The organism is Paenibacillus sp. Z3-2, assembly GCF_054161325.1.
Genome location: NZ_CP096397.1, coordinates 428881 through 455443, shown reverse-complemented (window position 1 = coordinate 455443; position 26563 = coordinate 428881). Strand labels below are relative to the sequence as shown.

Below are 26563 nucleotides of genomic sequence, written 5' to 3'. Positions count from 1 at the left end.
CATCATCCCGCCATCTTATTTCTCAGAAAATAACGGTCTATCACAACCATGCACAGAATACCGACTGTATACCGAATCAGATCGATCACCAGGAACCCATGTCCCAAAACAAGAGCACCCCATACGGTTGAACGTATCTCAATTAGCCAAGGTGTCTGAATCAACTGTGAGAACTCAATGAGCCAGCTAAACACACAGCTAAAACACATCGCCCATACCAAGCTGCGACGAGGCCACATCATGCGTACTCCGAAATAGATCATGCCTGCCCATAATGCATCTCCGAAATGTGCATGTACCCAACCCGGCAATCGTTCACCGAAGTGTCTGGATGCGAGTCCTGCCGCCATGGTTATCATGACGGCAAAAAAATAGATCAGCCTGTCTTTGATAGGCACGCTTTTCAATCGATCACACGCCTTCATCAAGCACTTGTAAAATAAACTGCGTTTTGGCAGCGGTATACGATTCCCTGTCTTCCTTGTTCTCGTCAGCCAGCTTCGCCTTCAGGACAGCGTAAGCTTCCACCAGATCTGGGCGTTTTCTCAGCACATCCCGAAACCTGATTTGGCGATCCCAACGTTCCTCTCCCGGGCGCATCAGATGAAGGTGTAAAGCTCTCTTCCCATCCTTAACCCTGACCCAGAATCTTCTGTATTCCCGGCCATCCAGTTCAGGCGGAACATAGTTCCAGCCTACCGGATTCAGCTGATCCGCAATCAGATCCATGTCATCCCATGACTGTACCTCTGCCATCAGATCAATAATGGGCTTGGCGGGTAACCCTGGAATAGATGTACTTCCGATATGTTCGAATCGATGAATATTAAACTGCTGTAAAAGGTATTGGAGTTGCCGAATTTCTTCCCGAGCCTGCACACTCCAATTGGGGTTAGCCGGAGCAATTTCTACCGGCTCTGTAGCCCAGGCAGGCCAGTTTTCCGGTTGTAATGGATCTGTCATTCCCAAGCTCACTCCTTGATTTCGTTGGATTTCTATATATCCAAAAAGGAGCGTATGTCTACGCCCCTAGTTGTCTGTAACCTTGATGATATTGATGATTTTAACAGTGTCATGCACTGAATTTATCTTCGGATTAATGCAAAATGCTTCATTAGTATGAAGATGAAGATTTATTTTACCGTAACAGGGATCGTCACTTTTTTGTTGCCCCATTTGGCCGTTATGGACGTTTTACCTTTGCCTACAGCGACAATCTTGCCATTCGTTACTGTGGCTACGCCAGGCTTCGTGCTACTCCACACCGCACTGTTGGTCACAACAGTGGTCTTGCCCGTATCATACTGGGCCATCACACTCAGCGTTGTACTTCCCTGCGGGGACAAGACCAATTTTTTCTGGCCTGTAATCAACTTTTTGAGCAAAGGCACAACGGTAACCTCTGCCTTTATTGTCTGATTTTGATAAGTTCCTGTCAAGGTCGCTTGTCCTTCGGTCAGCGTCTTAACGGCTCCATTTTTCACGATCGCTACATTGGTGTTGGAAGAGGTCCATATGACCTGTTTCGAAAGGTTGATCGTTTTGCCATTCGCGTAGGTCCCGATGACCTTCAACGCTTTGGACTTCTTAATATTCAGCTGCATAGTTGCAGGGGTAACCTCTACTTTGGTGATCACATCCGTTACGGCAACGGGAACTTTCACGATAGTTGACCCGTATTTGCCTTGCAGCAATACTCTGCCTGGTGTGTTGCCTTTAATTTTCCCATTTTCCAACACAGCCGAGTTACTTGATACCGACCACACAATCTCAGACGTCACATCCTCTTCCTTACCGTTCGCACGGACAATGCTTACTTTGGGAAGAGTGCTTTCGCTACCTTTAACAAAACTATAAGATTTCGGTGAAGCTTTGATGCTTTTGATCTTCTCCTGCACCTGGACAACCAACTGGGCTTTTGCCCCGTCTACCTGTGCAAAAATGGTTGCTTCGCCCGCGGCCACAGCCTTAACCTTACCTTTCACCATCGTTGCAACTGCTGCATTGCTGGTGGACCATGTGACACCTTCGGTAACATCCTGTTTGTTATCAAAACCTTCTACGGTTGCCATTACTTGAAGCGTAGCTGTCTCGGATACACTCAACTTCTGCGGGCTGCTATTGGTTATTTCAATCGATGTCACATCACCCGTTGCCGCCAAGGCTAACGAAGGAACCATTACGGCTAACGCGATTATTAGAGCAAGCGTGCCTCGAAGAGCCAGTTTGATTCTACTCATTTTTATCTCCATCTCCCATAATCCAATATTTTACTTCTATTATATTATATCGGATACGAATTGCATAAAGTTGAATAACAAATTGAGAGTCTTGGAACAATTCATGATTTCCATTGTATAATATGGGAAGGTCGCGTAATACTGTTTTAATAAACCTAAAAGATGGGGGTGGGATATGTATGATCGAAAGGAATTTGCTTGATATGGTTTCACCTAAAAATAACCGTAAACGTATGAAAGCTATCGTCACTTCGACATCCACTAAGATTCGTCCTGAAGACGAAATGGTTCTACTGATGAAAACAGCCCGCAATCGTTTCAAAAAAGCCCTTGAATCTGGAAAAATTGAAATCATTAACGAGCGTGAATGGAAGCTGCGTTAAAGAATATAGGTGAACCATGGAACGTATTCAAACACCAGAAATGCAGAAAAGAATTAAATGGGCTAAACGAAAATTGAAGGAACTTGCAGCTGATGTGACCAAAAGTGATTTAAAAGAGTTCTATGTTATGGGTATTATTACTCCTATTCTTGATGAATTAGATGCAGATCCAGCCATTATTGTTGGGGGACACGCTGTTGAACTATACACTTCTGGAAGTTACAAGACAGCTGATGTTGATCTGGTCATGATCAGAGATGATTTAGCCCGAAGTTTATTTGATCATCTGGGTTTCGTCCGCGAAGGAAGACATTATTATGTCTCCGAAATGGACATCCCTATCGAAATACCTTCTGATACACTGGAAGGTTCAAAAGACAAGATTATCAAATTATTAACACCTGAAGGCTACTGCTACGTAATTGGAATAGACGACCTTATTTTGGATCGATTGAGAGCCTCCGAGTACTGGACAGATGCCCGAAGCTTGGAATGGGCACGTTACCTGATTTACAGTCAATTTGATACGATTGATTTAACATACATGAGAAAAGTTACAGCCGAGGAAGATCCCAAATTGGCAGCTCGACTTGAACAAGAGTACCAGTGGGTAACAGATCATATGTTTAATTAGAAGGAACCCCGGTCAAGGGGTTCCTTTTCTGATTCTTCACTTCCATAGGCGTTACCTAACCTCTCTACTTCACTTCATCCTGCTCTGGCAAAATCAAGCTCTCGGCACCGCCCATATAGGGCCGCAGGGCTTCCGGAATGCGAATGCTTCCATCCTCCTGCTGATGATTCTCAAGCAACGGAATCAGGATACGTGGCGACGCCACCGCCGTATTATTCAGCGTGTGACAATACGCCAACTTGCCTTCGGCATCCACGCAACGAATATTCGAACGACGAGCCTGAAAATCATGCAGATTCGACGACGAATGGGTTTCTCCATATGCACCGCGGCTTGGCATCCAGGTCTCGATGTCGTACTGTTTGTACGTCTTCTGCGACATATCCCCGGTACACACGGCCACAACACGATAAGGCAGTTCAAGTAATTGCAGCAATTCCTCGGCGTGTCCCGTAATCTCTTGCAACATGCGCTCCGATTCTTCTGCATCAGGGGCACAGAGAATGACCTGCTCGACTTTGGCAAACTGGTGGACACGATACAATCCGCGTACATCACGTCCGCCGGAGCCAACCTCACTGCGGAAACACGTCGATACCGCGGCCAGCTTCACCGGCTCTTGAACATCGACAATCTCATCCGCATAATACGAGACCAGCGGCACTTCAGAAGTTCCCACCAGCCACTTGTTCTCCCCTTCGAGTTCGTAGACTTGATCTCGACCGGTTGGGAAGAATCCGGTGTTCACCAGCGCATCCTCCCTGACCATCAGGGGAACCTCCATTGGTGTAAACCCGTGCTTCAGCAGCAAATCAAGCGCAAGTTGCTGCACAGCCCGATGCAACAGTAGGCCAGCGCCTTTCAATACATAGCTTCGCGTCCCGCCAATCTTCACTCCACGGGGAATATCGATCAGATTATGCAACTCCCCAAGTTCCACGTGATCTTTGGTAGCGTACTCGAACGCTGGTAACTCTCCCACACGTCGCAGCTCTACATTATCCGCATCCGACGAGCCATTGGGGGTATCCGGGGATACGATATTGGGCACCAGCCATTGCAGCTTGGTTACTTCCTCCTGCACAGGGGCCAGCCTCGCTTCTACCTGTTCCAACTGTTCATTGAGCTGCTTCACCTGCGTCCGCAAACCCTCAGCCTGCTCCCGCTTACCAGCCTGCATAAGCCTCCCAATATCCGCGGATAGCGTATTACGCAACCTGCGACCTTCTTCCGATTCCTGTAAAAGTGCTCTGCGTTCCTCATCCCGCTCCAGCAATGTACGAATGCTGATCTTGATTTTCTTCCCGTCTGCAGCCGCCTGAACCTCTTCTGCATGTGCCCGAATCCACTTCATTTCTAACATGGTCACCGTCTCCTTTGGCTGTAAAAATACAAAGAGCGCCCTCATCCCTTGGGACGAGGAGCGCTCTGCTCGCGGTGCCACCCAACTTGCTGAATCAGGATATCCTGCTTCCAGCCTCTTGGTCCGCGATAACGGGCGGTTCCGGTTAACTTGGGGAAATATCGCTCCCCTGGCGAAAACGCCTCCGAGTTGGATGCTCTTCAACGGCATGTTCCGATCTGTAATTGTTGTGTCTCAGTATATACGAACGCTGGACCAAATTGCAAACTTCTGTATCTATCAGGAATTCATGGCACAACTTAACATGTCCTGTTATGATAGACTTTGTCTCCTAGATTGCGCTTTATTGTGATCCTCAATTTATGTATATAAGTAGAAGGAGTTCTTTATGAAAAAATTACTTTGGATCGGATGTCTATCCTATTTCCTTATTGGACTTGCCCATGTTGTGCTCGGTTCCATTCTACCGGTTGCACTTGAACATTACGGCAAAGATTACAGCCAGGGCGGGACGCTGATCTTCGCTCAATTTGCCGGATTCCTGGGCGGCGTATTGTTATCTCCATGGCTGAACCGACGCTTCGGTAAACGCGGAGGTCTGTTAATCGCCACAGCACTGCTCTGTATCGCGGAATTAGCCTACATGCTGCTGCCACCATGGGGCTGGATGTTCGTCATCGCACCCGCGGCCGGCTTCGGATTCGGGATGATTGAAGCTGTCATTGGCACCATTATCATCGCTGCAATCAAAGACAATACGGCCGTTGCCATGAGCCGACTTGAAGTGTTATTCGGGATCGGGGCGATGGTCATGCCGCTCATTGCCAGCGGTCTGATTGCTGCCGGATACTGGCGCCTCTCTTTTCTGGTTGTTGCGATCTGTGCAGCGCTGACCTTTGTTTTCTGGGTGAAGGGATCATTCGGTGAACTGGATCAAGTATTGGATCGAAGGAAGCCAGTGAATGCTTCGGGACATACTCACACTGCCGGGACATCAGGTGAACTGCATTCCGCAGTTGCCAGCACACCCGGTTCAACCTATCGTGGCCGTAACCTGACTCTTCTGGTACTATTCGTCCTGTTCTTCTTCCTGTATGTTGGCACGGAGATGAGTCTTGCGAACTTCATGCCAGCGATCCTGATTGAGAAAATGAACATGAAGGAAGCCGGAGCAGCGCTTAGCGTCACTTGTTTCTGGATTGCCATGTCTGTCGGACGACTCTTCGCCGGATATATCGCAGAGAAATTCCAATACCGCGTCTATGTCCTGTATAGTTGTCTCGCTTCTGTTCTCTTGTTAATGGTATTCCCATATACAAACCAAATCTGGTCTGCATTTCTTATTATCTTACTGCTTGGACTTGCGATGTCAGGGATATTCTCCATTGCCCTTGTCTTCGCCAGTAAACTGCTGCCTGGAACAGAAGAATCCACACCCAGTATCTTGATTGCCTCAGGTGGGGTCGGCGGTGCTATTCTGCCTTTGACCACGGGATGGAGTCTTGATCATTTGGAGGTTAATCAATCTGCATGGATGCTTGCCATCTTTGCGGTTGGCCTGCTTGTCATTAGCGTGATCACGTATCAATGGCAGAACAAACATATAGTGGATTCTGCGACTTAACAGTTATGTGTTTATCCTTTCCTGAAAATTAACTATTAAATATATCAAGATGTCCACCTTCATAAACTGATGGCGGACATCTTTTTTGTAGTGTTATTCTGTTCTAACGAGACTAGCACACTATAACCTCGAATTATTGCGTTGCACAAGATTGCCCAGGAAATACTTTGGGCACAGCTGCATCACACACTTTTGTTAACAACAGGCATTACAGGCCCATTATCCTTGATGAATTTACCGAATACATATCGTACGAGAGGTCCCAAAATGATCAATTGATATGGAAGAGCAAGGCTGAAGTTACGAGCGATTGTATGAAGGTACGTACGAAGTACGGATGCCCCATTTAATTGATCCGCCAGATATGCCGACATCATTCCATACAAGGACATGATCAGAACCATGCCAATCACCATGAATAATGACATGGCAAGCACACCCAAAATCTTGTTGGACTTGTCAAAGGGCAAGGAAAAAGCAATCTTTTTCGCTATAGGTCCAACTATGAAAGACTCCACCAGGAACGCGATCACAAAACATAATATGAATTGAAGCAGTATCTCAAGCGGGGACATCTTACCGAGTAACCCACTGTGCCATAGATTGAAGAACATCATGACGACGACCATCCCTGTACACATCATTAATCCAAAAATAATTTGTTCCTTCTTGCTTGTTGGCACTTCTCTCATCCTCTCTGTTTACTTTGACAATTATAGAGATGACGAACCCCTCCACATAAGTGAACATTCCGTGAACAATTAGACGGGTACTCCAATGAAATTATATCTCCCGTGTGATGACTTGCAGGTACTCAATTCAAAAGATGGGGTTCTTTCCTACAACAGAAATTTCCAGAGAAAAGACAGTTTGGATAAAGCTGTGATTGCCATTCGTTTGAAAACAGAGCCTTTCTGATTCGTAGATTCTGCTGGATGCTCACCTTTATTCACACGCGTACTATGTGCACGTTTGATATCCATAGCCTCTGTTAGTTCGTTGGCGAATGCAGAACCAGAAATGACCACAGCAGATTCGGTATTTAGAAAGGCGGATCTGGGATCAAGATTATACGAACCAACCATGCTGAGGTAACCATCCATAACAAATGATTTGCCGTGTATGGAATAAGGGCCTTGGTATTCATAAATGGCCAGACTGGTATCAAGCAACCGTTTCTTAGAGCTTAAGTATCCCGCGAAAGCCAAAGGGTTAGGGGTCTGCTGGATTGAATTGGTTAGCATGACCCATTCTGCTTTTGGATTCATCGACAGATGTACTGCTTTCTTCATTTTCTTGGTAGGAATGGCATATGGCGTCTGAAGGTACACTTTCGACTTTGCTTGATTGGCGAAATGAACAAATGCTCTCCACATGGTCGGGTCTTTATACAGCCTTTGGATTGGATTGTGAATGAAAGCGACGTGGTCGGAATGAAGAGCTCCTTGAGCCCATTCCTTCGGCAACACTTTAACAAAAGGATCGCTCTGAGCCCGAGCTTTTTTATATAACTGAGCCAGCCGAGCCAGCTCTTTTAACCCCTTTGCATGATGCTGACGTTTTGCATGTTTTTCTGGTTTGGTGAATGGATGGTTCCATAACCGATCTATATATTTTTTCATTTCAACAACCGTGGTGTTCGTATTATGGTTTGGATTGTAAACAAGGACATCCCGATCGAATACATAGTCTTTTTGGGGTTGCAATGCCATGTATCTATCACCAATATTTTGGCCGCCAATGATGCCATATGTGTTGTCGACAAGAAGGATTTTGTCATGCAGACGGTTATGCCATGTCCATGGCATAACTATGTGGAGTGGTTCATAATACCTTAACTCCACATTGGGGTGAGCTGCAATGGCATCTGGAATATCACGCAATTCTCCGCGCATGTTGTGAAAAATCCCGTCTAAAATGATTCGAACATGAACACCCCGATCAGCTGCATCGAATAAAGCAGCAAAAAAGAGTTGAGATGTTTTTCCTTTTTGGATGGAGTAATAAGCCAGGTCGATGCTTGTTTTCGCCTCTCGAATGGTCTGGATTCTCACCTGACCGGATTGAAAGCCGTCCTCCAAGAGCAATACGCGATCTGTCGTACTTCCTGCTGTTAACGATTTTTGCATATCCGTATTTTCAATAGTAGATGGAGACAGAACCAAAAATAAAAGGTAAGCTGTGAAAAAAACGTATACACAATAGGACAGAATAATTGCGAATATGGTTTTAAAGATCATTCAGTACGCCCCCATTTTTATGTAAAAAGTAATTATTTGTATAGCAGTACTATCTCCTTCTGTATCTAAATTATGTTGTTTAATTAATCAAGCGACTCCGGTCAAGGTCAAACGATCAAAAGCTCAGCTCGGAGCGACTCAGAAACAGGTAGGCTATGACCCGAAATCCGATGCTTTTGCACTCAGTCAGCTTTCCTTTTATAATTCGCCACGATAATTGATAAAAATCACACATCTAGAGAGGTCGTTATACGCATGTATAATGGCCTCTTTGATTAATTCATACGTGCCCCCATCCAGTTCCTGACTGGACACGTTCCACCTGCTGGCCTATAATTACCCTAGTAATGCCCGTAACTTCATAGTTTCCCAGGGGAGTCGGAATTGGCCGGCTGAGAGTGTATCCCACCAAGATACTAACCCTTAGACCTGATCTGGATCATGCCAGCGTAGGAATCGGAGTATATCGAATTGGCACAGCCCTATGGCTGAACGCCACCTCTCTAACGCCTGCACGCGTCCCGGATTACGGGGCGCTTTTTTGACGTTCTTTTTGAATAAAAAATAACGTCATCCAGATCTCAACTGGTATAAATCTGTCGATTTATGCAAGATGATTGGATATGAAGCCAAGGAGTACCCCGTGCCACTCGGCCGGACATACCGAAGGAGAGAACCACAGATGAAATGGCGTAAAACAATGGGATTGTTGCTCTTATGTGTGCTTATGGTGACTGTAGCCGCATGTGGCGGCAAAGAAGCTGCCCCAGCAGGGCAGAACGGCAACACGAATACGGAAAGCAGCAACGAAGGTGACACTGCCGCCCTGAAAGATATTAAAGTGGTGCTCGACTGGACACCGAATACGAATCATACCGGCCTGTATGCCGCTGTAGATCAAGGTTTTTACAAGGCTGAGGGCTTGAACGTAGAGATTGTACAACCAGGTGCCGGTGGCGCAGATACAATGGTTGCCTCCAATGAAGCGCCTTTTGGCGTAAGCTATCAGGAGAGTGTAACTCAAGCCCGCACACAGGGTGTTCCATTAATCTCCATCGCAGCAGTTATTCAGCATAATACATCCGGATTCGCTGCTCCGGCGGATCGGAATATTAATTCACCGAAAGACTTTGAAGGCAAAACCTATGGCGGTTGGGGTTCCCCAGTGGAAGAAGCCGTGATGCAATCCATTATGGAAGGCGACGGAGCCGATGTATCCAAAGTGAAAAATATTAACATGGGTGATGCCGACTTTTTCACCGCAGTGAAACGGGACATTGATTTCGCGTGGATTTTCTACGCCTGGACGGGTATCGAAGCCGAACTGCGCGGGGAACCGATCGACATGTTATATGTGAAGGATTATTCAGAAGCATTGGATTACTACACGCCTGTCCTCGTAACGAACGAGCAGACGATTCAGAATGACCCTGATCTGGTGAAAGCATTCCTGAAAGCCACTTCCGAAGGGTATCAATATGCGATTGATCATCCCGAAGACGCAGCGAACATTCTGATCAAGGCCGTACCGGATCTGGACAAGGAATTGGTACTGGCAAGCCAGAAATGGCTTAGTCCGAAGTACACGGATGACGCCCCGCGTTGGGGTGAACAAAAACAGGAAGTATGGCAGAACTACACCGACTGGATGTTTAGCAAAAAACTGCTGGATGAACAGATCGATGTGAGCAAGGCATATACGAACGAGTTTTTACCCAAATAATAATCTAACTGTTAAGTTGACCTTTATGTACACAAGAACGAAGAGTGCAGAACCCATCTGAAGAAACAAAGTGTTCGCCTTTATCCCGGGATTTCCCCATTGAAAAGGAATCAAGAAATCCGGGGATAACAGCGATCGGAGGAGGGTACTGCAATCGGAGTGGTAAAGTGTACATTCGCTATGTTCGACTTATACCACCCATTCGAAAGGAGCCGTGATCTCTCATGGCAAGCACACTGCTTAGCATTCAAGTTATTCCGAAAACGCCAAATGGCGAGAACTCTTATCCTTACGTAGATCGCGCCATTGAAGTTATTCAACAATCTGGCCTGAAGTATCAGGTGAACCCGCTCGACACCACCATGGAGGGGGAACTGGAGGAACTGTTGGAGGTTGTCCGCAAGATGCATGAGGTACTCGTGGAAGCTGGCAGCCCAAGCATCATCTCCCAGATCAAAATCGCCCATAGCCCTACTGGCTTCAGCATGGATACCCTGACGGAGAAATATCGCTAATGCACGCCTATTTCAAAAGCGTATGGCCGCCCTTTGTGGCGGTTATTCTCTTTATAGCGATATGGCAGGGGGCCGTTTCCCTGTTCCATATCGAGAAATGGATGCTGCCGGCACCGTCCGACATCGCCCGCGAAGCGGCATCCCAGGCCGAGCGACTTGGCATGCACGCCTCCGCAACCATTCAGTTAACGCTGATCGGATTCGCGGCAGGCACGGCGGTCGGATTGCTGATTGCGATGGTGCTCCATTTGGTCCCTTTTCTCAAATCAGCCCTGTATCCTTTACTTATTCTTAGTCAAAATATTCCGACCATCGCGCTGGCGCCGCTCCTGTTAATCTGGTTCGGATTCGGGCTGCTGCCCAAGCTGATTACGATCATCCTGGTCTGCTTCTTTCCCGTTGCGGTGGCGGCCATGGACGGCTTGACCCGTACTGATGCCGCGATGATGAACTATATGCGCATGGCTGGTGCCAAACGTCACCAGATCTTCTGGAAGTTGGAGCTTCCCCATGCCCTGCCATCGGTGTTCTCCGGTGTCAAAATTGCCGCTACCTATAGCGTGATGGGTGCCATCATCGCCGAATGGATTGGTGCAGACAAGGGCATTGGATATTATATGATGCTGCAAAAGTCAGCTTATCGCACAGATCGCCTATTCGTGGCCATCATGATTATTGTCGCGCTCAGCTTGCTGCTCTTCCTGCTCATTGCGCTACTGGAGAAGCTGCTCGTGCGCTGGCGTCCACAGAAGCGGTAATAAAATGTGTGGATATACCAAGTAGTACACAGTGTGGCATGATGCCATAGTAGTTGTGAATAACACGTATGCACATCTCACAAGGGGAAGCTGTGATGACAATTAAATAAGAAGATGTAATCTGTATATTAGGAAGTGATGACCATATGAATTGGCAACAGGACGAACAAGTCCAGCCTGTACGAGGACCACGCGCAATGGAGCCAAAGCACGGTGAAAAGCTTCACCCGGCTACCCCTGATCGACCTGACAATACTGCTAATGCTCTGGTTCCGCCTGCACTGGACGTCATTGACGTTCATGCATCATTCCGCGAACGGCGGAGCAGGCTACCGGTTCTGAACGGGCTGTCCCTGACTGTCGAGCAAGGTGAGTTTGTCGCTATCGTTGGGCCATCCGGCTGTGGCAAAAGCACCCTGTTCCATATCATCGGCGGTCTGCTGAAGCCACAGGAAGGCCAAGTGCTGATGAACGGTCAGAAGGTAACGGGACACCGTGGCAAGATTAGTTATATGCCACAACAGCCTGCCCTCTTCCCTTGGCGTACCATTGAAGACAATGTACTGCTTGCTGGTGAAGTAGCCACACATGCTCCCCCTCGGGCCGAAGCACTTGCAGAGGCTCGAAAGTGGTTAAGCAGCGTGGGTCTTGCCGGGTTCGAGCAGGCCTATCCTCATATGCTGTCGGGCGGAATGCAGCAGCGTGCTGCATTTCTGCGCGCCCTGCTCAGTCCGCAGGAACTGATGCTGCTGGACGAACCTTTCAGCGCACTGGATGCACTGACACGTAGCGACATGCAGCGCTGGCTGCTCGATATCTGGGAACAGAACCGCCGCTCGGTGCTGTTCATCACCCACAATATCGAAGAAGCATTGCTGCTTGCGGATCGGGTCTATGTGTTATCCAACCGACCTGCAACGGTGTTGCACGAGGTGCATGTTCCTTTTGATCGCCCAAGACGAGAAGAAATTACGGAAGAATCCGCATTCCTCGAACGTAAACGGCAGATTGCACAGTGGATGAGAGAAGAACAACAGAAAGCCCGGCTATCTTGATAGCGCGGGTTTTTAAGTTATTATTTTCCTTTAATGGGTGATCCGCCATGAGAAATTCTGCGTAACATCGTTAAAATATATATGAACACAAGGAGGAATTCCCTCATGCATTCTCAAGCTTTCGCACCATTGATTGACGCTCATATTCACTTGGATCAGTACACCCCTGACGAACAACGTGAGATGCTGCTCACTTTCCCTTCTCAGCAGGTTGAAGCGGTCATTGCGGTATCCATGAATCTTGCTTCTGCCCAAGCCAATCTGGAGCTTGCAAAGCAACACCCCCGCACCATCTATCCGGCCTTCGGTTTCCATCCGGAACAGGAACTGCCTTCCGCTGCAGAAATGGACCTGTTCTTCCAATGGATCGAGAAGCATATTGGACAAGCTACAGCCATAGGAGAAGTCGGGCTCCCCTATTACAACCGTCAGGAAGCGGAGCATGCAGGGCAGCGCTTCGATCAGAGCGGGTATATCGAACTGCTTGAACGTTTCATCCAGCTCGGCAAAAAGCACAACAAACCGCTTGTCCTTCATGCGGTATACGAAGATGCGGATATCGTCTGTGATTTGCTGGAGAAATATCAGTTCCGACGCGCCCATTTCCACTGGTTCAAGGGATCTCACGAAACCATCCGTCGCATGGCTGACAACGGCTATTTCATCTCTTTCACGCCAGATATTCATTACGAAGAAGAGATTCGTGAACTCGCCCGGCAATATCCATCGGAGCAAGTCATGGCCGAGACCGACGGACCTTGGCCCTTCGAAGGGCCGTTTCAGGGACGAATGACACACCCGGTCATGACCAGACAGGTTATCCAGGCATGGAGTGAGATCACCGGCATGGGAACGGAACGGGCAGCTCGTCTCTTTTATCAGAACACAAAGCGTTTCTACGGCTTAACTTGAGTACAATCAGGTAACAGCAAGTACACTCGCTCGTCCTGCCAATACAGCACAACACATTACAACTCAGCACAAAGAAGCCAGTCGGCTTTGCCCCGACTGACTTCTAATCTACATATCAAACTTAACGCTTCAAGAATCCTTTGCCTTCCAAGAACGGTCTCACCTGCAACCGTGTCGGCTCAGTCAGGCGCTTCGCCATCAGTTCGGACCACGGAGTCGTTCGTTCACCATTAGTCCGTTCTTTCATGTACGCCGTCGTTGTCTCATCATAGCGCTCAACACCTTGCAGGGTCTGCTCGGCATTATAACGATTATGATGAAGGACTGCATCCAGTGGCAGACGTGGCCGAATTCCCGTTTCCTGATCTGCAACACCAATACACATGCCATACACCGGATATACCCCCTCCGGTAATCCCAACAGCTCAGCGACTTCCTCAATCCGGGTGCGAAGCCCGCCAATATATACAATTCCGAATCCGAGTGACTCTGCTGCAAGAGCGGCGTTCTGAGAAGCCAGTGCAGCATCAATCGTGGCTACCATGAAATTCTCGGTCGAATCGGCATACGATTCCTTTTCAGGAAGATGACGTTTCGCAGCATCACTCAGTCGATATAGATCAGCACACCATACGAGGAACACGGGACATTCATTGACGTAGGCCTGATTGCCTGCCAATTCAGCAAGCTTGGATTTCTGTTCTATGTCAGTCACAGCAATCACGGTATAGGCTTGCACACTACTTGAAGAGGAAGCCATCTGACCCGCCGCTACGATGGCTGCAAGCTGCTCATCACTCACCGGGTCTGGCTTGAATTTGCGTACAGAGCGGTGTTTCATCATCAATTCAATGGTTTCATTCATGGCTGTTCACTCCCAATCCTCGAAGTACGAACTCAATCGTCTGCTCAGCGAGCTCTTCTGTATTCATGTCTTGATAATCAAAGCCAAATCGTGAGTTCTTGGCCCGTTTGTGTGCCAAAGCCACACCCATCACCTGAAGCATCGCATAAGATACGGACTCGATCTGGAACAATCCCTGGTCCTTTCCTTCTTGCAGAAGCTCCCTCACTCGGGTCCAGACGGGGTCCAGGAAACGAAATACGGTAGCTGTGCGATGTGTACGAAGTGTAATTTCTAGCTGCACAATATCGCTCATCTCCCGATCCGTCATCGTGAACTTCACAACTTCACCAATAATTCGTCGGATACCTTCCACAGGCGAGGACATGGACTCTTCCGCCAGCGAGTTCATCATATGATCCGGGAAAAAATGCTCAAATAAGGCTTCGAACACCTTTTCTTTGCCGCCAAAATGGTATGAGACCAGTGACACGTTCGCACCCGCCTCATCACAGATTTGACGAACACTCGTCCCGTCATACCCCTGCTGTGCAAAAAGCTTCTTGGCTGCAAGCAATATCCTCGTTTTGATATCCAATTCCGGTTCAGTCATTCCGTCCCGCTCCCTCTTGTCCGTTCATTTCATTCGCTCCAGCTCAAGGGCTGTAGTCAGGTACTGTATCTGTCTATTATATTACACCAAGCACCCCGATGAAAATCATCGGGGTGCTTGTCCTATCCTATGATGCAATGGTATGGATCTGCTGTATTAGTTGTTCGCTTGAGCAGGGCTTGGAGCCATAGCTGGCATGCGTTGTTTTTTCAGCAACGTCACAACCAGTGACAAAGCAACTGCAATCAACAGTACAATCACGATGGAGCCCGCAGCGGATTGTACTCCTGGGCCTCCCAACTGAACGCTCAGAATCCCCTGAACGGCGTATGTTGCAGGCAGGTACTGGCCAATGCCGCTATAGAAGCTGTTCAGCAATTCACGTGGTACCATGGCACCGGAGGATACCAGTTGCAAGGACAGTGAAATGATGTTGAACAGACTTCCTGCTGGTCCGATGCAGATCAGGAAGAACTGGGAGAAGAACATGAACGTGCACAGGAAGAGCGCCTGGAACAACCAGAATGCAACGAATCCTTGTTCAATCTGTCCGCCCAATGCCACGATCAGTGATGATCCCAGCAGGGAAACGACCAATGCAGAACCCACGTTAATAACTACTCTCGCGCCAAACAAAGTCAAACGGGAATAGGTAGATGACAACATGCCCATCGCTGTCTGGAGATTCATCCCCATGATCATGGCTCCTACATACGAAGCCAGTACCATCATCATTGGCACCATCTGATTATTCATCCCGTTAACCGGATTGATGGACGTTGTCGTTCCTTCCACTCGGGTAGTCAGGTTCGTAGCGGCTTCAGCAGCCTGATCCGCAGGCGTACCTGAAGCCGTCAACACGGTCTGCACCCCTTGTGCTGTAGCTTGTTTGTTAATCGTGTTTGTCACACTTTGTGATACACCTTGCATCATACTTTTAATCGTAACCGGGTTCGCTTCATTAATGGTGTATTTAATCTCGGCGGTGGAGCCGGCCGTCTGAAGCAATTCGTTAAATCCAGCCGGGATATCCAGCACCATGTGTACTTGGTGATGATTCAGCTGGTCCAACGCTTCAGCCGCACTCAGATTGGATACGGTATGAAAAGGCAGTGTTCCTGCGAGTGAATCCGCTATTCCTTTGGACATTTCGCCGTCCTCGTTCACAATCGCAACCGTCAATTCTTTCGTACGGTCATTTACTCCAGAATATGCGGTCATCCAGATCACGCTAAAGATCACTTGGAACATAAGTGCTGTTACGATCCCTACAATCACTGGCGGTTTTTTGAACAATGTACGTAAAGCCTGTAACATAAAAGGTGTCCTCCATTACTCAAATAATTCAAATTTGATTTAAACAATTGTTTGAATCAAACGATCGTTTAAATTTTATGTGAATATGTCCATATTGTCAACTCATTTTTTGAAAAATTCAGAAAACATAAGCTTTATTCATGAATGTAATTGATCCATTTTCATAAAAGAGCATTACGCTATCCTTTTCCCCTAGAAAAGAACATCTATATCAGCTGTATCAGCGATTCAGGATGAAACTTTTGGCGACTCATCTGTATTTTTCTCAACAAAAAAAACGGTCCGCCGCAGCGAACCGCGCATTTATTTACCTTCACTTTATTACAATGAGACGTAGGATATCGATTTAAACAAAGATCGTTCAGACATTTCTTTTCAGTTTCATACGTTGCAGACGCAGTGCATTCAGGACAACCGACACGGAGCTGAAAGCCATTGCTGCCCCTGCCAGCCATGGAGCCAAGAAGCCAACTGCCGCAATTGGAATACCAATAACGTTGTATCCGAGTGCCCAGAACAGGTTTTGTTTGATGTTACCCATCGTGCGCCGGCTCATCTCAATCGCATCTGCAATGCTGTTCAGATCACCACGCATCAGTGTAATATCTGCCGCTTCCATCGCTACATCCGTTCCAGTTCCGATGGCCATCCCAATATCAGCTGTAGCGAGTGCCGGAGCATCATTAATGCCATCACCCACCATAGCGACTTTCAGGCCACTCTCCTGAAGTTTCTTCACTTCCGCAGCTTTACCTTCCGGCAGCACCTCAGCCAGCACTTTACCGATCCCTGCCTGTTCTGCTACAGCACGAGCAGTGCGTTCGTTGTCTCCCGTAATCATGATGACATCGATCCCCATCGCCTGAAGACGACCGATGGCTTCACGAGAGGTATCCTTGATGGTGTCAGCCACCGCTACGATCCCTGCCCACTGACCATCCACCGCAACCAGCATCGCTGTACGACCCTGCTCCTCCAAACGGTTCATCTGCTGAACGGTTTCCTCAGAGACATTCACCTTTGCATCCGCAAGCAAACGACGCGTGCCGACCAGAATTTCCTGCCCTTTTGCTGAAGCTCGCACGCCGTATCCCGGGATGTTCTCGAACTTCTCTGTTGGGGTTAGCTCCAGACCCTTGGCAAGAATGCCTGCAACAATCGCCTCTGCCAGCGGATGCTCGGAACTCTGTTCGGCCGCTCCTACACGCTCAAGCAGATCGGATTCCGTCCAATTCGGAGCCGTGATAACATCCGTAAGGACCGGTTTACCTTGGGTTACTGTACCTGTTTTGTCAAGCACCACGGTCTGAATCTGTTGTGCCGACTCCAGATGTTCTCCACCCTTGAACAGAATGCCATATTCAGCCGCACGTCCTGATCCAGCCATGACAGAGGTCGGCGTTGCCAGCCCCAGTGCACATGGACAGGCAATGACAAGCACGGCAATCGCTTTTTCAAGGGAACCAGCGAAGTCACCCGGACTTGCGAACAGATACCAGATCAGGAATGTCAACGCGGCTATGCCAACAACAATTGGAACAAATATGCCTGAAATGACATCTGCAATCCGCTGGATTGGTGCTTTGGAGCCCTGCGCTTGCTCGACTACTTTGATGATTTGGGACAAAGCCGTGTCGGAGCCCACTCGGGTCGCCCGAAGACGTAATACCCCATTCTTATTCATTGTTGCCCCTGTAACGGGATCTCCAGGCTTTTTATCCACGGGAAGGCTCTCTCCACTTAGCATGGATTCGTCCACAGAGGATTGCCCTTCTTCAACGATACCATCCACTGGGATGCTGTCCCCCGGCTTCACCAGGACCAAATCACCCACCGCAACATATGCGGCAGGTACCAAGACTTCCTGTCCGTCCCGGATGACACGTGCTTCACGCGGAGCCAGTTCAATCAAGCTTTTGATCGCCTGTGAAGAGCGACCTTTCGCCACAGCTTCGAACCATTTTCCCAGTAGAATTAACGTAATTAAAATTGCACTTGTCTCATAATAGAGTTCTACCGAAGGCATGGCGGCTGTGCTCGTTCCCATTGCTCCGTGATCCATCGTCGTCGTAGAGGGTAAGTACCCACTGGATAGCGTCAGATATAGACTGTAGAAAAACGCTGCGCTGGTACCCAGTGCGACGAGGACGTCCATATTGGCGCTGCGGTTGCGCAGTGCTTTGTATGCTCCCACATAAAACTGCCACCCAATCACGAACTGTACTGGTGTGGCCAGTAGCAGCTGGAACCAAGGGTTCATGAACAGCTCAGGTACATAGATTCCGGATGTGAACGAGAAATGCCCTACCATTGCCCACAGCAAAGGAATAGATAACAAAGCAGATATCATCCATTTCCACTTTTTGCGTTGTAGCTCCCGCTCACGGACAGATGTGGTCTCTTCCTGCGTCAGTTGCGGTTCAGCACCGTATCCCATCTGCTTGATCTTGGCGATAATATCCGAAGGTTTGAGTGCGCCGGCCGCATATTCGACATGCCCTGTCTCCAGCGCCAGATTCACATTCGCCTGAGATACCCCCGGCAGTCGGGAAAGACCCTTTTCAATCCGGGCAGAACAGGCTGCACACGTCATACCGGTGATATTCAGATCAACCGATTCTGTCACCGTACCGTAGCCCAATGCTTCCACCTTATCTCGCAAGGCACTCACGTTGGTTATCTTCGGATCATAGGAAACGGTTGCCTGTTCAATGGCAAGATTCACATTGGCCTGCTGCACTCCTTCCATACGGGACAATCCCTTTTCGACTCGCGTCGAACATGCGGCACAGGTCATCCCCGTGATGTGTAGTGTTGTCTTTAGTCCTGGTGCATCTGCCATAGGTGGCATGGGTGTGGGTTCTGCTGATCTATCCATTGGTTTATTCGTTGCGTTATCCATCATGCCAGCTCCTTTCATATCGATTCATTTCATTATATCTCTTATCGACATACCCCTTAGGGGTATATATCAGACAGAAAATTAGGCTTAAACCTGACTCGTGGGAAAAGGCCTTTGACCTCTTTTTATCCATGAGAATGTTCGGTTTAAGCCTGTAATTCCGTTAGACTACATCGTATCCCTGATCTTCTATCGCAGCCTTGATCTGATCCACGTTCACCGTCTGCTCGTCATATTCCACGGCTACCGTTCCCGCTGCCAGATCAACCTTACCACTCGCCCCGGTATTCTTCACAGCCTCTTCAACCGATTTCACACAGTGATTGCAGGACATTCCCGTAACGTTCAACGTAACATTAGACATTGTAAATTCCTCCTTGGGGTATATTAAAATGATATCTTTGATTGAATTGACCTAACTTACTTCATTAACTTCCGCATCGTAACCAGCAGTTCATCCACAACCTCATGTTCACCAGCCTGAATGCGCTCAACGATACAACTCTTCATATGGCCTTCAAGCAGAAGCTTGCCTACCGAATTAAGAGCAGACTGAGCCGCGGCAATCTGTGTCAGCACATCATCACAGTACGTATCCTTCTCAATTAATCCCTTGATTCCGCGAATCTGACCTTCTACACGGTTCAAACGAGATACCAGGTTACTCTTCATCTCCTGCGAATGGTGACTCTTGCGCACATGCTTCCCATCACTGCCCTCGGCATGACAGGATGCCGCTTCTAGAACTGTATCCGAAGCTTCAGTTGTTGAATCAGTCACGGAGGATTGTAAAGGTTCCTCGGGATGGCTCTGATGATCCATCATGAACACCCCTTTTCTTTCGTTCTTTTCTAAGAGTAACATACCCCATAGGGGTATTCAAGGTTGTTTTGATATTTTGATAAAAATGGTTGAATTCTCTGACTTTAAATAGAGCGGTGCATCTTACAAGGTATATTCCATCCTGCTGCTGCGGACGACCAGACCTAACTGTTCATAGAAGGCCTGCGCGCCAGAGTTAAAAGTCGACACGGATAATTCCAGGCTATCTGCCTGAAGCTCTCTCCCTAGCTCGATTAATGCCTGTATTAGCTGCTTGCCTGTTCCTTGGCCCCGCTGCTTGGTATCCACTACAAGTTCATGGATGTATAACATCTTGCGATCCACCATCAATGAGTTATCTTGAATAACACTTAACTGCGCACTCCCGTAACCCAGAATCAAGCCCGTTTCCGAAGACTCGGCAACATACAGATAACGCTTGTCCGTTTCCAGTAGTTCGGTGAATTCCTTTTCCTCCATTCTGGTCTCTAACGCTCTGTATATATCCGGGCGCGCCTCGACATGCATCTGGTGCAGCTCATCCATCAACAACGACACGCCCGAGTAGTCCCTCAGTTCTGCCTTTCTGATGTTAATCGTCCCCATACTCATACCCATCACTCTTTCACCTAATGAATTTTACATTATTATACAACGAAAAAGCAGATACCATCAGGGTACCTGCCTCGCTAATTTTGTTTTCATTCTACAAAGTGAATGGAATGCGTATGTTGATTATTTTTTGGAAGATGCATTTCCTTCATTAAAAGCAACAGGTGATGGCTTCGCTGCCCACTCGTCCGCCTGCGGCTCAATGTCCACTCCGCTCAAAATCTTCTTTTTCTCCATCAAGGAATCCCCGTCTTCATCCAGCTTGTTGCGAATTTCCGCCTCGTCCTGAGGTTGATTGTTCTGTGTCATCGTAGAATCCTCCCTTATGTGTTCATCTTCAATATGATGTTCCTTTATATAACTTACCCATTTTCTACATTATCATTCTCTGCGAGGGACAGACGAAGAGCTAACGAATCTCAGACACGTTATTTCACAGTAAATCGTCAGAATGGATCGAAAAGGGGGCTATCCGGGCATTAGCGTGCCTACGATTCTTTAGATTTCCACACTTGCTATTTCCGTAGGAATAAGACATGCTGAGTTCGTTAAGTGGATACACCCCCCTTTTCAGGAGAGCCCACAATCACAGGAAACACTTATCGTCGATACAATACTAACTCCTTTAGCGCAAAAAAGGCATCCCTCTGGTCAAATTCATGACCTTACAGGATGCCTCTTATAGTCCACTTCAGGTGGACGTTTAATCGATTTGTTTACTTGTTTCCTATTACGCCTGATCCTGACGAGCAAGCGTGGCTAGCGCACGCAGCGCTGCATTAATCTCGCGCTCCACCGCTTGTCCAACCGCATCCGTATGCGGATCATACTCGGCAGCCAGATCGCTGTCCGCGAATCCATCGATTGCGACAATCGCTCCGGCGCGAGCGCCACGCAAGGTGCTAACGATGTAGAGCGCCGCAATTTCCATCTCGGCAGCAAGTGCTCCAGCCTGCTTGTATTTGCGATGTGGGATCTCTTCCACACCTGCGAAGAATGCATCCAGCGTTACGGTGATACCAACGCCCACTTTGCCTGCAAACGTCGTAGCCTCCTCGCTCCCATGCTCACGAGCAGCCTCGATCAGCGCTTGTGTAACTCCAATATCCGCTACCGCTGGGAAACCATCCGGCACCAGTTGGCGAGTCAACCCGTCCGAACGGACGGCCGCTGTACTCACAATCACACTGCCTGCCGGATAATCGGCTGTATACGATCCAGCTGTACCTACACGAATCAGAGTTGTTACACCCGCGCGAATCAATTCCTCGAAGCAGACAGCTGCTCCAGGTGAACCTACACCATGGCTGACCACAGCGATCTGTACCCCTTCATACAAACCAACAAACGTGCGATACTCCCGACTGAACGCCAGTTCTCTCGCCTGCTCCAGCTTGCGGGAAATCTTCTCTGCACGTGCCGGATCACCACAAACGATGGCATATGCCGGCATGTCCTCCGAATGAATCTGCAAAATAGGCATCAACATCTTAATCAAACTCCTTCTTCGTCCACTCGTCTTCCGGAATCGGCAGATCTTCACCCGAGAAGCGTTGTTCCTTGAACGGATCGGCAAAATGGTGGAAACCATTCACTTCCCAGAATCCGTTACGGTCTTCTGTCATAAACTCCAGACCACGTATCCACTTCGCACTCTTCCAGAAGTAGAGTTGGGGTACGACCATGCGCAGCGGAAAACCATGCTTGGGCGTCAGTGGCTCACCATTGTATTTGAATGCAAGCAATACGTCATCATGCATCAATTCTTCGAGTGGTACATTCGTCTCATAATCATGATCTGCATGGATCATGACGTATTTGGCTTCTGGCTTAACCCCAAGGAGCTTCACAAAATCAGAGAAGCGAATACCTTCCCACGGTGTATCGAATTTCGACCAACGGGTAACACAGTGAATATCACTCACCGTGTTCACCTGAGGCATGGCCTGAAGCTCGGCCAAAGAGAACACCTTCTCTTCCTCCACTTCGCCGAATACCTTCAGGTCCCATGTGGAAAGGTCATACTCTGGCACTTCCCCTTCATGCAGAATCGGGAATTTCTCTGTCAGCATCTGTCCCGGCGGCAGACGATCTCCGTGATCGTTGCCTGTTTTGGATGCCGGGGTTTTACTTTTTTTCAAACGTTCAGCCTTGTTATGCAAGTGGGATTCCTCCTTCTTTATCTGCCTTTAACTTAGGCATTCAGGAATTAACGCGAGCTTCCGCCCGCTTTCAGTGCATCCTGTGCATAGGTACGGTCTTTGAAAAAGAACATCGCGACCAGCGTCACAATATACGGTAGCATCAACGTGAAATGGGTTGGCAGGGAGAATCCTTGCAGACGAATACTCAATGCTTCCATGAAGCCGAACAGCACACTGGAACCCATGACGCCAAGCGGATTCGCTTGTCCCAGCATCGTTGCCACCAGCGCGATAAAACCACGACCAGCAGTCATGCCTTCGGTAAACATCGTCACCTGACCGAGCGACAGCTGTGCGCCAGCCAGAGCACACAATACGCCGCACATCAGAACGGCACCGTACTGGATGCCACGTACCTTGATCCCGATACTCTGTGCTGCAATCGGGTTCTCACCAACCGAGCGCAGACGGAAGCCGGATACACTTTTGAATAGATAAAATTGCAATGCAATCACGAGCACAATGCCGAGGTAGACTAGCGGACTATGTCCCGATATTACATCGCCCACCCACGGAATGTCCTTAATCAGCGGAATATCCCATTTAGGAAGTCCTACCATATCTTTGTCGTAGTATGCACCTTTTACATCAAAAATCGCCCGTAGTGCAAAGGTCGTCACCCCCGCAGCCAGGAAATTCAGTGAGATCCCGACCACGATGGCGTTGGCCTTCAGATTAATACTTATAAAGGCAAACAGCGCCGAGAATAACATCACAATAATAATGGAAAAGAGTACAGCCAACAGTACATTACCAAACAAATAATTACCGACAATAGCGGAGAACGCACCGATCAGAACCAGTCCTTCAAGACCGACGTTGAACAGACCGACACGAGAACATAAAGCCCCACCGAGCGCTGCAAGCAGGATTGGAGTCATAATCCGCAAGGTTGAGCCAAACATGGCTGCATCAAACAGTTGTTGCATTGGACTTTTTCTCCTTTCTCCGCTTCAGGAATGAATAACCGATCTGAGCTGATACAAATAACGTCAAGACCGCCTGGATAACACTGCCGACTTCCAGCGGCACATCCGTATTCCGTTCCATTCCCATCGCACCTGTCTGTAACGCAGCCAGCAGAATGGCTGCCACAGCTGTACCGAGTGGATGCGAGCGTGCAAGCAGGGTCGCCATAATGCCGCTCCAGGCATAGCTTGCGGATGACAGCGAGCCATCAAGGAAACGGTACTGTGTACCGAGCACTTCCCCTGCACCCGCTAGGCCTGCAAGTCCGCCACTGATGACCATGGACAGCATCATCATGCGAATACGGCGAACACCACCGTAGGTTGCAAATGAAGGGTTGCTGCCAAGCATACGGATCTCGTAACCGGTCACCGTTTTGTGAGTGAACCAGTAGATCAGAATAGCCGCTACAATGGCAATAATGAAGCCGGCATGCAGCCCCATGCCTTGGAACAGCTTCGGCAACCAGATACTCTGATCAATCATCGGAGTCTGTGCCATTGCCGCTGATCCTGTACGGTCCTTGAATGGATAGGAGACCATGTAGCCCCCGAAATAAATCGCAATATAGTTAAGTAGTAAAGTTGTGATCAACAGATTCATGCCGAAGCGTGCATCCAGCCAACCTGCAAACAGGGACCAGATTCCCCCGGCAAGTATACCTGCTACAATCGCAGCAATACACACGAACCAGCCTGGTCCTGGCAGATAGAGCGCCGTGAGCGCAGCACTGAGTCCGCCAAGAATCATCTGGCCTTCGGCTCCCATATTGAAGAATCCGGCACGGAATGCCAGCGCTACACCAAGTCCAGCCAAGATGATTGGTGTGGAACGAGCCAGCGTATTGGTGAAGAAGTAGAAGTTGCCGAAGGCCCCTTTCCACATCTCCGCATACGTATCCACCACATTACCACCAACGATCAGAATCGCCACAGCTCCTGCAATCAGACCGATGAGTACGGCAAGCAGCGGCTGTACGAGTCCGCGAAGTGTTTCTTTTACCCGATTCATATCCGCTCTTTCCCTCCTGCCATTAACAAGCTGATCTGTTCCTCAGTCGCTTCCTCTGCTCTCAGTTCTCCGGCAATTTCGCCTTCATACATGACAATAATCCGATCAGATAATTGCAAAATCTCGGACAGCTCCGATGAAATGAGCAGAATTCCCGCACCTTCACTACGTTTGCGTAGTAATTCGGCATGAATCGTCTCCATCGCTCCGATATCCACACCACGTGTTGGTTCAGCTGCAATCAGAAACGGTGTATCCTGTGCAAATTCACGAGCAGCAATCAACTTTTGCAAGTTTCCTCCGGACAGAAACTGTGCCTTGGTTTCCGCAGAACCCGTCTTGATGCTGAACTGTTGGATCCAACTCTCTACCATCGTTCTAGCTGCTTTGGCTTTGATGATGCCACGTGACTGCAAACGATGATGGTGCCCCATCAGTCCGTTCTCGCGAACGCTCGCATCCTTGGCTGCTCCCCACATGTAGCGATCTTCCGGAATATGAGCAAGTCCATGCTCCCGGATGCGCCGTACAGGCCAGTTCGTTGTATCCTGCCCGGAGAGCAAGACGCGACCACTGTCCGCCTTACGCAGTCCGGCAATGACCTGAATCAGTTCCGACTGGCCGTTACCCGAGATGCCAGCTATACCAACAACCTCACCTTTTCGAACCTCCATATGGATCTCCTTGAGCGCTGAACGATCCTTCGCTCCGGACAGATTGACCGCTTCCACTTGAAGCACTGCTTCGGCTGGGACCGATGGCTGCTTGTCCATACGCACAAGTTCACGACCAACCATCAGACGGGACAATTCCTCCACATGTGTATCTTTGGCTTCCAACGTACCTGTCACCTGACCATCGCGAAGCACCGTGATTCGGTCGGCTACATCCATGACTTCTTGCAGCTTGTGCGTGATTAGTACGAAGGTTTTGCCCAGCTTGGCGAGAGATTTCATATTCGCCAGCAGTTCCTTCACTTCAAGCGGTGTCAGTACCGCCGAAGGTTCGTCCAATATAATGATGTCTGCGCCCTGATGCAGCACCTTGAGAATTTCAACACGCTGCTGCATGCCAAGCGGGCACTCGGACACTTTTTTCCACGGGTCCACCGGCATACCATATTTTCTGCCAAGCTCATTTACCTGGGCCGCTGCCTTTTTGCGGTCAAATGCACCTGCTTTAGCCGGTTCACGTCCGATCACGATGTTCTCCGCCACCGTAAAGGAAGGGAACAGCATGAAATGCTGATGCACCATGCCAATGCCACTTGCCATAGCTTGGGACGGCGTGGCAAAATCCACCTCGCGTCCACGGACTTTGATCGTGCCTGACGTGGGCTGTTCCATACCATACAGCATGCGCATCAGGGTTGTTTTACCAGCTCCGTTCTCACCCACAAGGGCATGAATCTCTCCCTCACGCAAATTAAAACGGATGTCCCGGTTAGCGGTGAAGCCGCCGTACTTCTTCGTAATCTGCTCCATCTCCAACAGCATATCTCGCGTTCGCTCCCCTCAGTTCAACTTAAAAAGGTTACACTCGCCACTACGATGACAGAACAACCTTCCGATCGCCGTTATCCCCAGATTTTTTTGATTCCCTTTTGACACGGGAAAATCCGGGGATAAATGCGAGGTGTATGCTTCCGAAGCAGCTTTCTTTCAGAAAGCTTTTAGCATTGCTTCTCCAGGTTATTTCTGTCCTCTTCGTTATCGTGTAAACGATAAGTTGAACATATACTGGTCATTTAATAGCAGCAAAACCGGCTGCCTGATCGGGCAGCCGGCTGATCCATTCCATTACTCAATCATCGTATAGAACA

27 protein-coding genes and 1 riboswitch are annotated in these 26563 nt (G+C 48.6%); of the genes, 8 read left to right on the top strand and 19 right to left on the bottom strand.

Translation table 11 applies throughout. The features are described 5' to 3' along the window. Positions 1-2: 2 nt before the first annotated feature. From M1D71_RS02250 to M1D71_RS02240, 3 genes are all read right to left on the bottom strand, one after another. Positions 3-398 carry a ribosomal maturation YjgA family protein gene (locus tag M1D71_RS02250; protein ID WP_458127138.1) on the bottom strand — a complete coding sequence of 132 codons (396 nt, stop codon included), beginning with the start codon at positions 396-398 and terminating at the stop codon, positions 3-5. A 13-nt stretch (positions 399-411) separates the two neighbouring features. After that, on the bottom strand, positions 412-963 hold the full coding sequence (locus tag M1D71_RS02245; RefSeq protein WP_458125065.1) for a GrpB family protein: 552 nt from the start codon (positions 961-963) through the stop codon (positions 412-414). Positions 964-1133: 170 nt separating this feature from the next. Continuing rightward, entirely contained in the window at positions 1134-2240 is a 1107-nt protein-coding gene (locus M1D71_RS02240) for an Ig-like domain-containing protein (RefSeq protein ID WP_458125064.1), read from the bottom strand. Positions 2241-2419: 179 nt separating this feature from the next. On the opposite strand from M1D71_RS02240, the gene M1D71_RS02235 reads away from it, so the two are divergent. Together M1D71_RS02235 and M1D71_RS02230 are read left to right on the top strand one after the other, a co-directional pair. After that, positions 2420-2623 (top strand): hypothetical protein, encoded by a 204-nt coding sequence (locus M1D71_RS02235; protein WP_458125063.1) that lies wholly within the window; start codon positions 2420-2422, stop codon positions 2621-2623. Between the two features lie 16 nt (positions 2624-2639). Continuing rightward, on the top strand, positions 2640-3257 hold the full coding sequence (locus M1D71_RS02230) for a hypothetical protein (protein ID WP_458125062.1): 618 nt from the start codon (positions 2640-2642) through the stop codon (positions 3255-3257). 64 nt (positions 3258-3321) lie between these two features. On the opposite strand, the gene serS is transcribed toward M1D71_RS02230, so the two are convergent. Next, complete coding sequence (gene serS / locus M1D71_RS02225) at positions 3322-4620, bottom strand: serine--tRNA ligase (protein WP_458125061.1); 1299 nt, start codon at positions 4618-4620, stop codon at positions 3322-3324. A gap of 388 nt (positions 4621-5008) precedes the next feature. Between serS and M1D71_RS02220 the strand changes: the two genes are divergently transcribed. After that, positions 5009-6244, top strand: a complete 1236-nt coding sequence (locus M1D71_RS02220; RefSeq protein ID WP_458125060.1) for an MFS transporter — start codon at positions 5009-5011, stop codon at positions 6242-6244. 182 nt (positions 6245-6426) lie between these two features. Here the strand turns inward: M1D71_RS02220 and M1D71_RS02215 are convergent, their stop codons facing one another. Next, positions 6427-6927: a hypothetical protein gene (locus M1D71_RS02215; protein ID WP_458125059.1), complete on the bottom strand. Its 501-nt coding sequence runs from the start codon at positions 6925-6927 to the stop codon at positions 6427-6429. A 156-nt stretch (positions 6928-7083) separates the two neighbouring features. Continuing rightward, positions 7084-8484 (bottom strand): phospholipase D-like domain-containing protein, encoded by a 1401-nt coding sequence (locus M1D71_RS02210; RefSeq protein ID WP_458125058.1) that lies wholly within the window; start codon positions 8482-8484, stop codon positions 7084-7086. Positions 8485-8845: 361 nt separating this feature from the next. Then, positions 8846-8958, top strand: a riboswitch (TPP riboswitch). Between the two features lie 208 nt (positions 8959-9166). Between M1D71_RS02210 and M1D71_RS02205 the strand changes: the two genes are divergently transcribed. The 5 genes from M1D71_RS02205 to M1D71_RS02185 all read left to right on the top strand — a co-directional run bounded on the left by M1D71_RS02205 (position 9167) and on the right by M1D71_RS02185 (position 13447). Further along, positions 9167-10207, top strand: a complete 1041-nt coding sequence (locus M1D71_RS02205; protein WP_458125057.1) for an ABC transporter substrate-binding protein — start codon at positions 9167-9169, stop codon at positions 10205-10207. Positions 10208-10431: 224 nt separating this feature from the next. Further along, entirely contained in the window at positions 10432-10722 is a 291-nt protein-coding gene (locus M1D71_RS02200; protein ID WP_105601532.1) for an MTH1187 family thiamine-binding protein, read from the top strand. After that, on the top strand, positions 10722-11480 hold the full coding sequence (locus M1D71_RS02195; protein WP_264933521.1) for an ABC transporter permease: 759 nt from the start codon (positions 10722-10724) through the stop codon (positions 11478-11480). The genes M1D71_RS02200 and M1D71_RS02195 overlap by 1 nt, the downstream gene beginning before the upstream one ends. 146 nt (positions 11481-11626) lie before the next feature. Then, positions 11627-12535, top strand: a complete 909-nt coding sequence (locus M1D71_RS02190; RefSeq protein ID WP_458125056.1) for an ABC transporter ATP-binding protein — start codon at positions 11627-11629, stop codon at positions 12533-12535. A gap of 105 nt (positions 12536-12640) precedes the next feature. Further along, positions 12641-13447: a TatD family hydrolase gene (locus tag M1D71_RS02185; protein WP_458125055.1), complete on the top strand. Its 807-nt coding sequence runs from the start codon at positions 12641-12643 to the stop codon at positions 13445-13447. A 121-nt stretch (positions 13448-13568) separates the two neighbouring features. On the opposite strand, the gene nfsA is transcribed toward M1D71_RS02185, so the two are convergent. The 13 genes from nfsA to M1D71_RS02120 form a co-directional block, all read right to left on the bottom strand. After that, positions 13569-14312 carry an oxygen-insensitive NADPH nitroreductase gene (gene nfsA / locus M1D71_RS02180; RefSeq protein ID WP_458125054.1) on the bottom strand — a complete coding sequence of 248 codons (744 nt, stop codon included), beginning with the start codon at positions 14310-14312 and terminating at the stop codon, positions 13569-13571. Next, positions 14305-14904 carry a TetR family transcriptional regulator gene (locus M1D71_RS02175; RefSeq protein ID WP_458125053.1) on the bottom strand — a complete coding sequence of 200 codons (600 nt, stop codon included), beginning with the start codon at positions 14902-14904 and terminating at the stop codon, positions 14305-14307. The genes nfsA and M1D71_RS02175 overlap by 8 nt, the downstream gene beginning before the upstream one ends. Before the next feature lie 156 nt (positions 14905-15060). Next, the gene (locus tag M1D71_RS02170) at positions 15061-16221 is read right to left on the bottom strand and encodes a YhgE/Pip domain-containing protein (protein ID WP_458125052.1); all 1161 of its coding nucleotides are present in this window, start codon (positions 16219-16221) and stop codon (positions 15061-15063) included. 361 nt (positions 16222-16582) lie between these two features. Continuing rightward, entirely contained in the window at positions 16583-19072 is a 2490-nt protein-coding gene (locus M1D71_RS02165) for a heavy metal translocating P-type ATPase (RefSeq protein ID WP_458127137.1), read from the bottom strand. A 214-nt stretch (positions 19073-19286) separates the two neighbouring features. Then, on the bottom strand, positions 19287-19487 hold the full coding sequence (locus M1D71_RS02160) for a copper ion binding protein (RefSeq protein WP_017691004.1): 201 nt from the start codon (positions 19485-19487) through the stop codon (positions 19287-19289). Between the two features lie 56 nt (positions 19488-19543). Next, positions 19544-19945 (bottom strand): metal-sensitive transcriptional regulator, encoded by a 402-nt coding sequence (locus tag M1D71_RS02155; RefSeq protein WP_458127136.1) that lies wholly within the window; start codon positions 19943-19945, stop codon positions 19544-19546. A gap of 123 nt (positions 19946-20068) precedes the next feature. Continuing rightward, positions 20069-20563 carry an N-acetyltransferase family protein gene (locus M1D71_RS02150; protein ID WP_458125051.1) on the bottom strand — a complete coding sequence of 165 codons (495 nt, stop codon included), beginning with the start codon at positions 20561-20563 and terminating at the stop codon, positions 20069-20071. 117 nt (positions 20564-20680) lie between these two features. Further along, complete coding sequence (locus M1D71_RS02145; RefSeq protein ID WP_017691007.1) at positions 20681-20866, bottom strand: hypothetical protein; 186 nt, start codon at positions 20864-20866, stop codon at positions 20681-20683. A 421-nt stretch (positions 20867-21287) separates the two neighbouring features. Next, on the bottom strand, positions 21288-22046 hold the full coding sequence (locus tag M1D71_RS02140) for a nucleoside phosphorylase (RefSeq protein ID WP_458125050.1): 759 nt from the start codon (positions 22044-22046) through the stop codon (positions 21288-21290). 1 nt (position 22047) lies between these two features. After that, positions 22048-22719 (bottom strand): sulfite oxidase-like oxidoreductase, encoded by a 672-nt coding sequence (locus M1D71_RS02135; protein ID WP_036673147.1) that lies wholly within the window; start codon positions 22717-22719, stop codon positions 22048-22050. A gap of 47 nt (positions 22720-22766) precedes the next feature. Beyond that, a complete protein-coding gene (locus M1D71_RS02130; protein WP_017691011.1) occupies positions 22767-23690 on the bottom strand; it encodes an ABC transporter permease in 924 nt (307 codons plus the stop codon). Continuing rightward, entirely contained in the window at positions 23674-24741 is a 1068-nt protein-coding gene (locus M1D71_RS02125; RefSeq protein WP_458125049.1) for an ABC transporter permease, read from the bottom strand. Before M1D71_RS02125 ends, M1D71_RS02130 begins: the two co-directional genes overlap by 17 nt. After that, complete coding sequence (locus M1D71_RS02120; RefSeq protein ID WP_458125048.1) at positions 24738-26237, bottom strand: ABC transporter ATP-binding protein; 1500 nt, start codon at positions 26235-26237, stop codon at positions 24738-24740. The genes M1D71_RS02125 and M1D71_RS02120 overlap by 4 nt, the downstream gene beginning before the upstream one ends. Positions 26238-26563 lie beyond the last annotated feature (326 nt).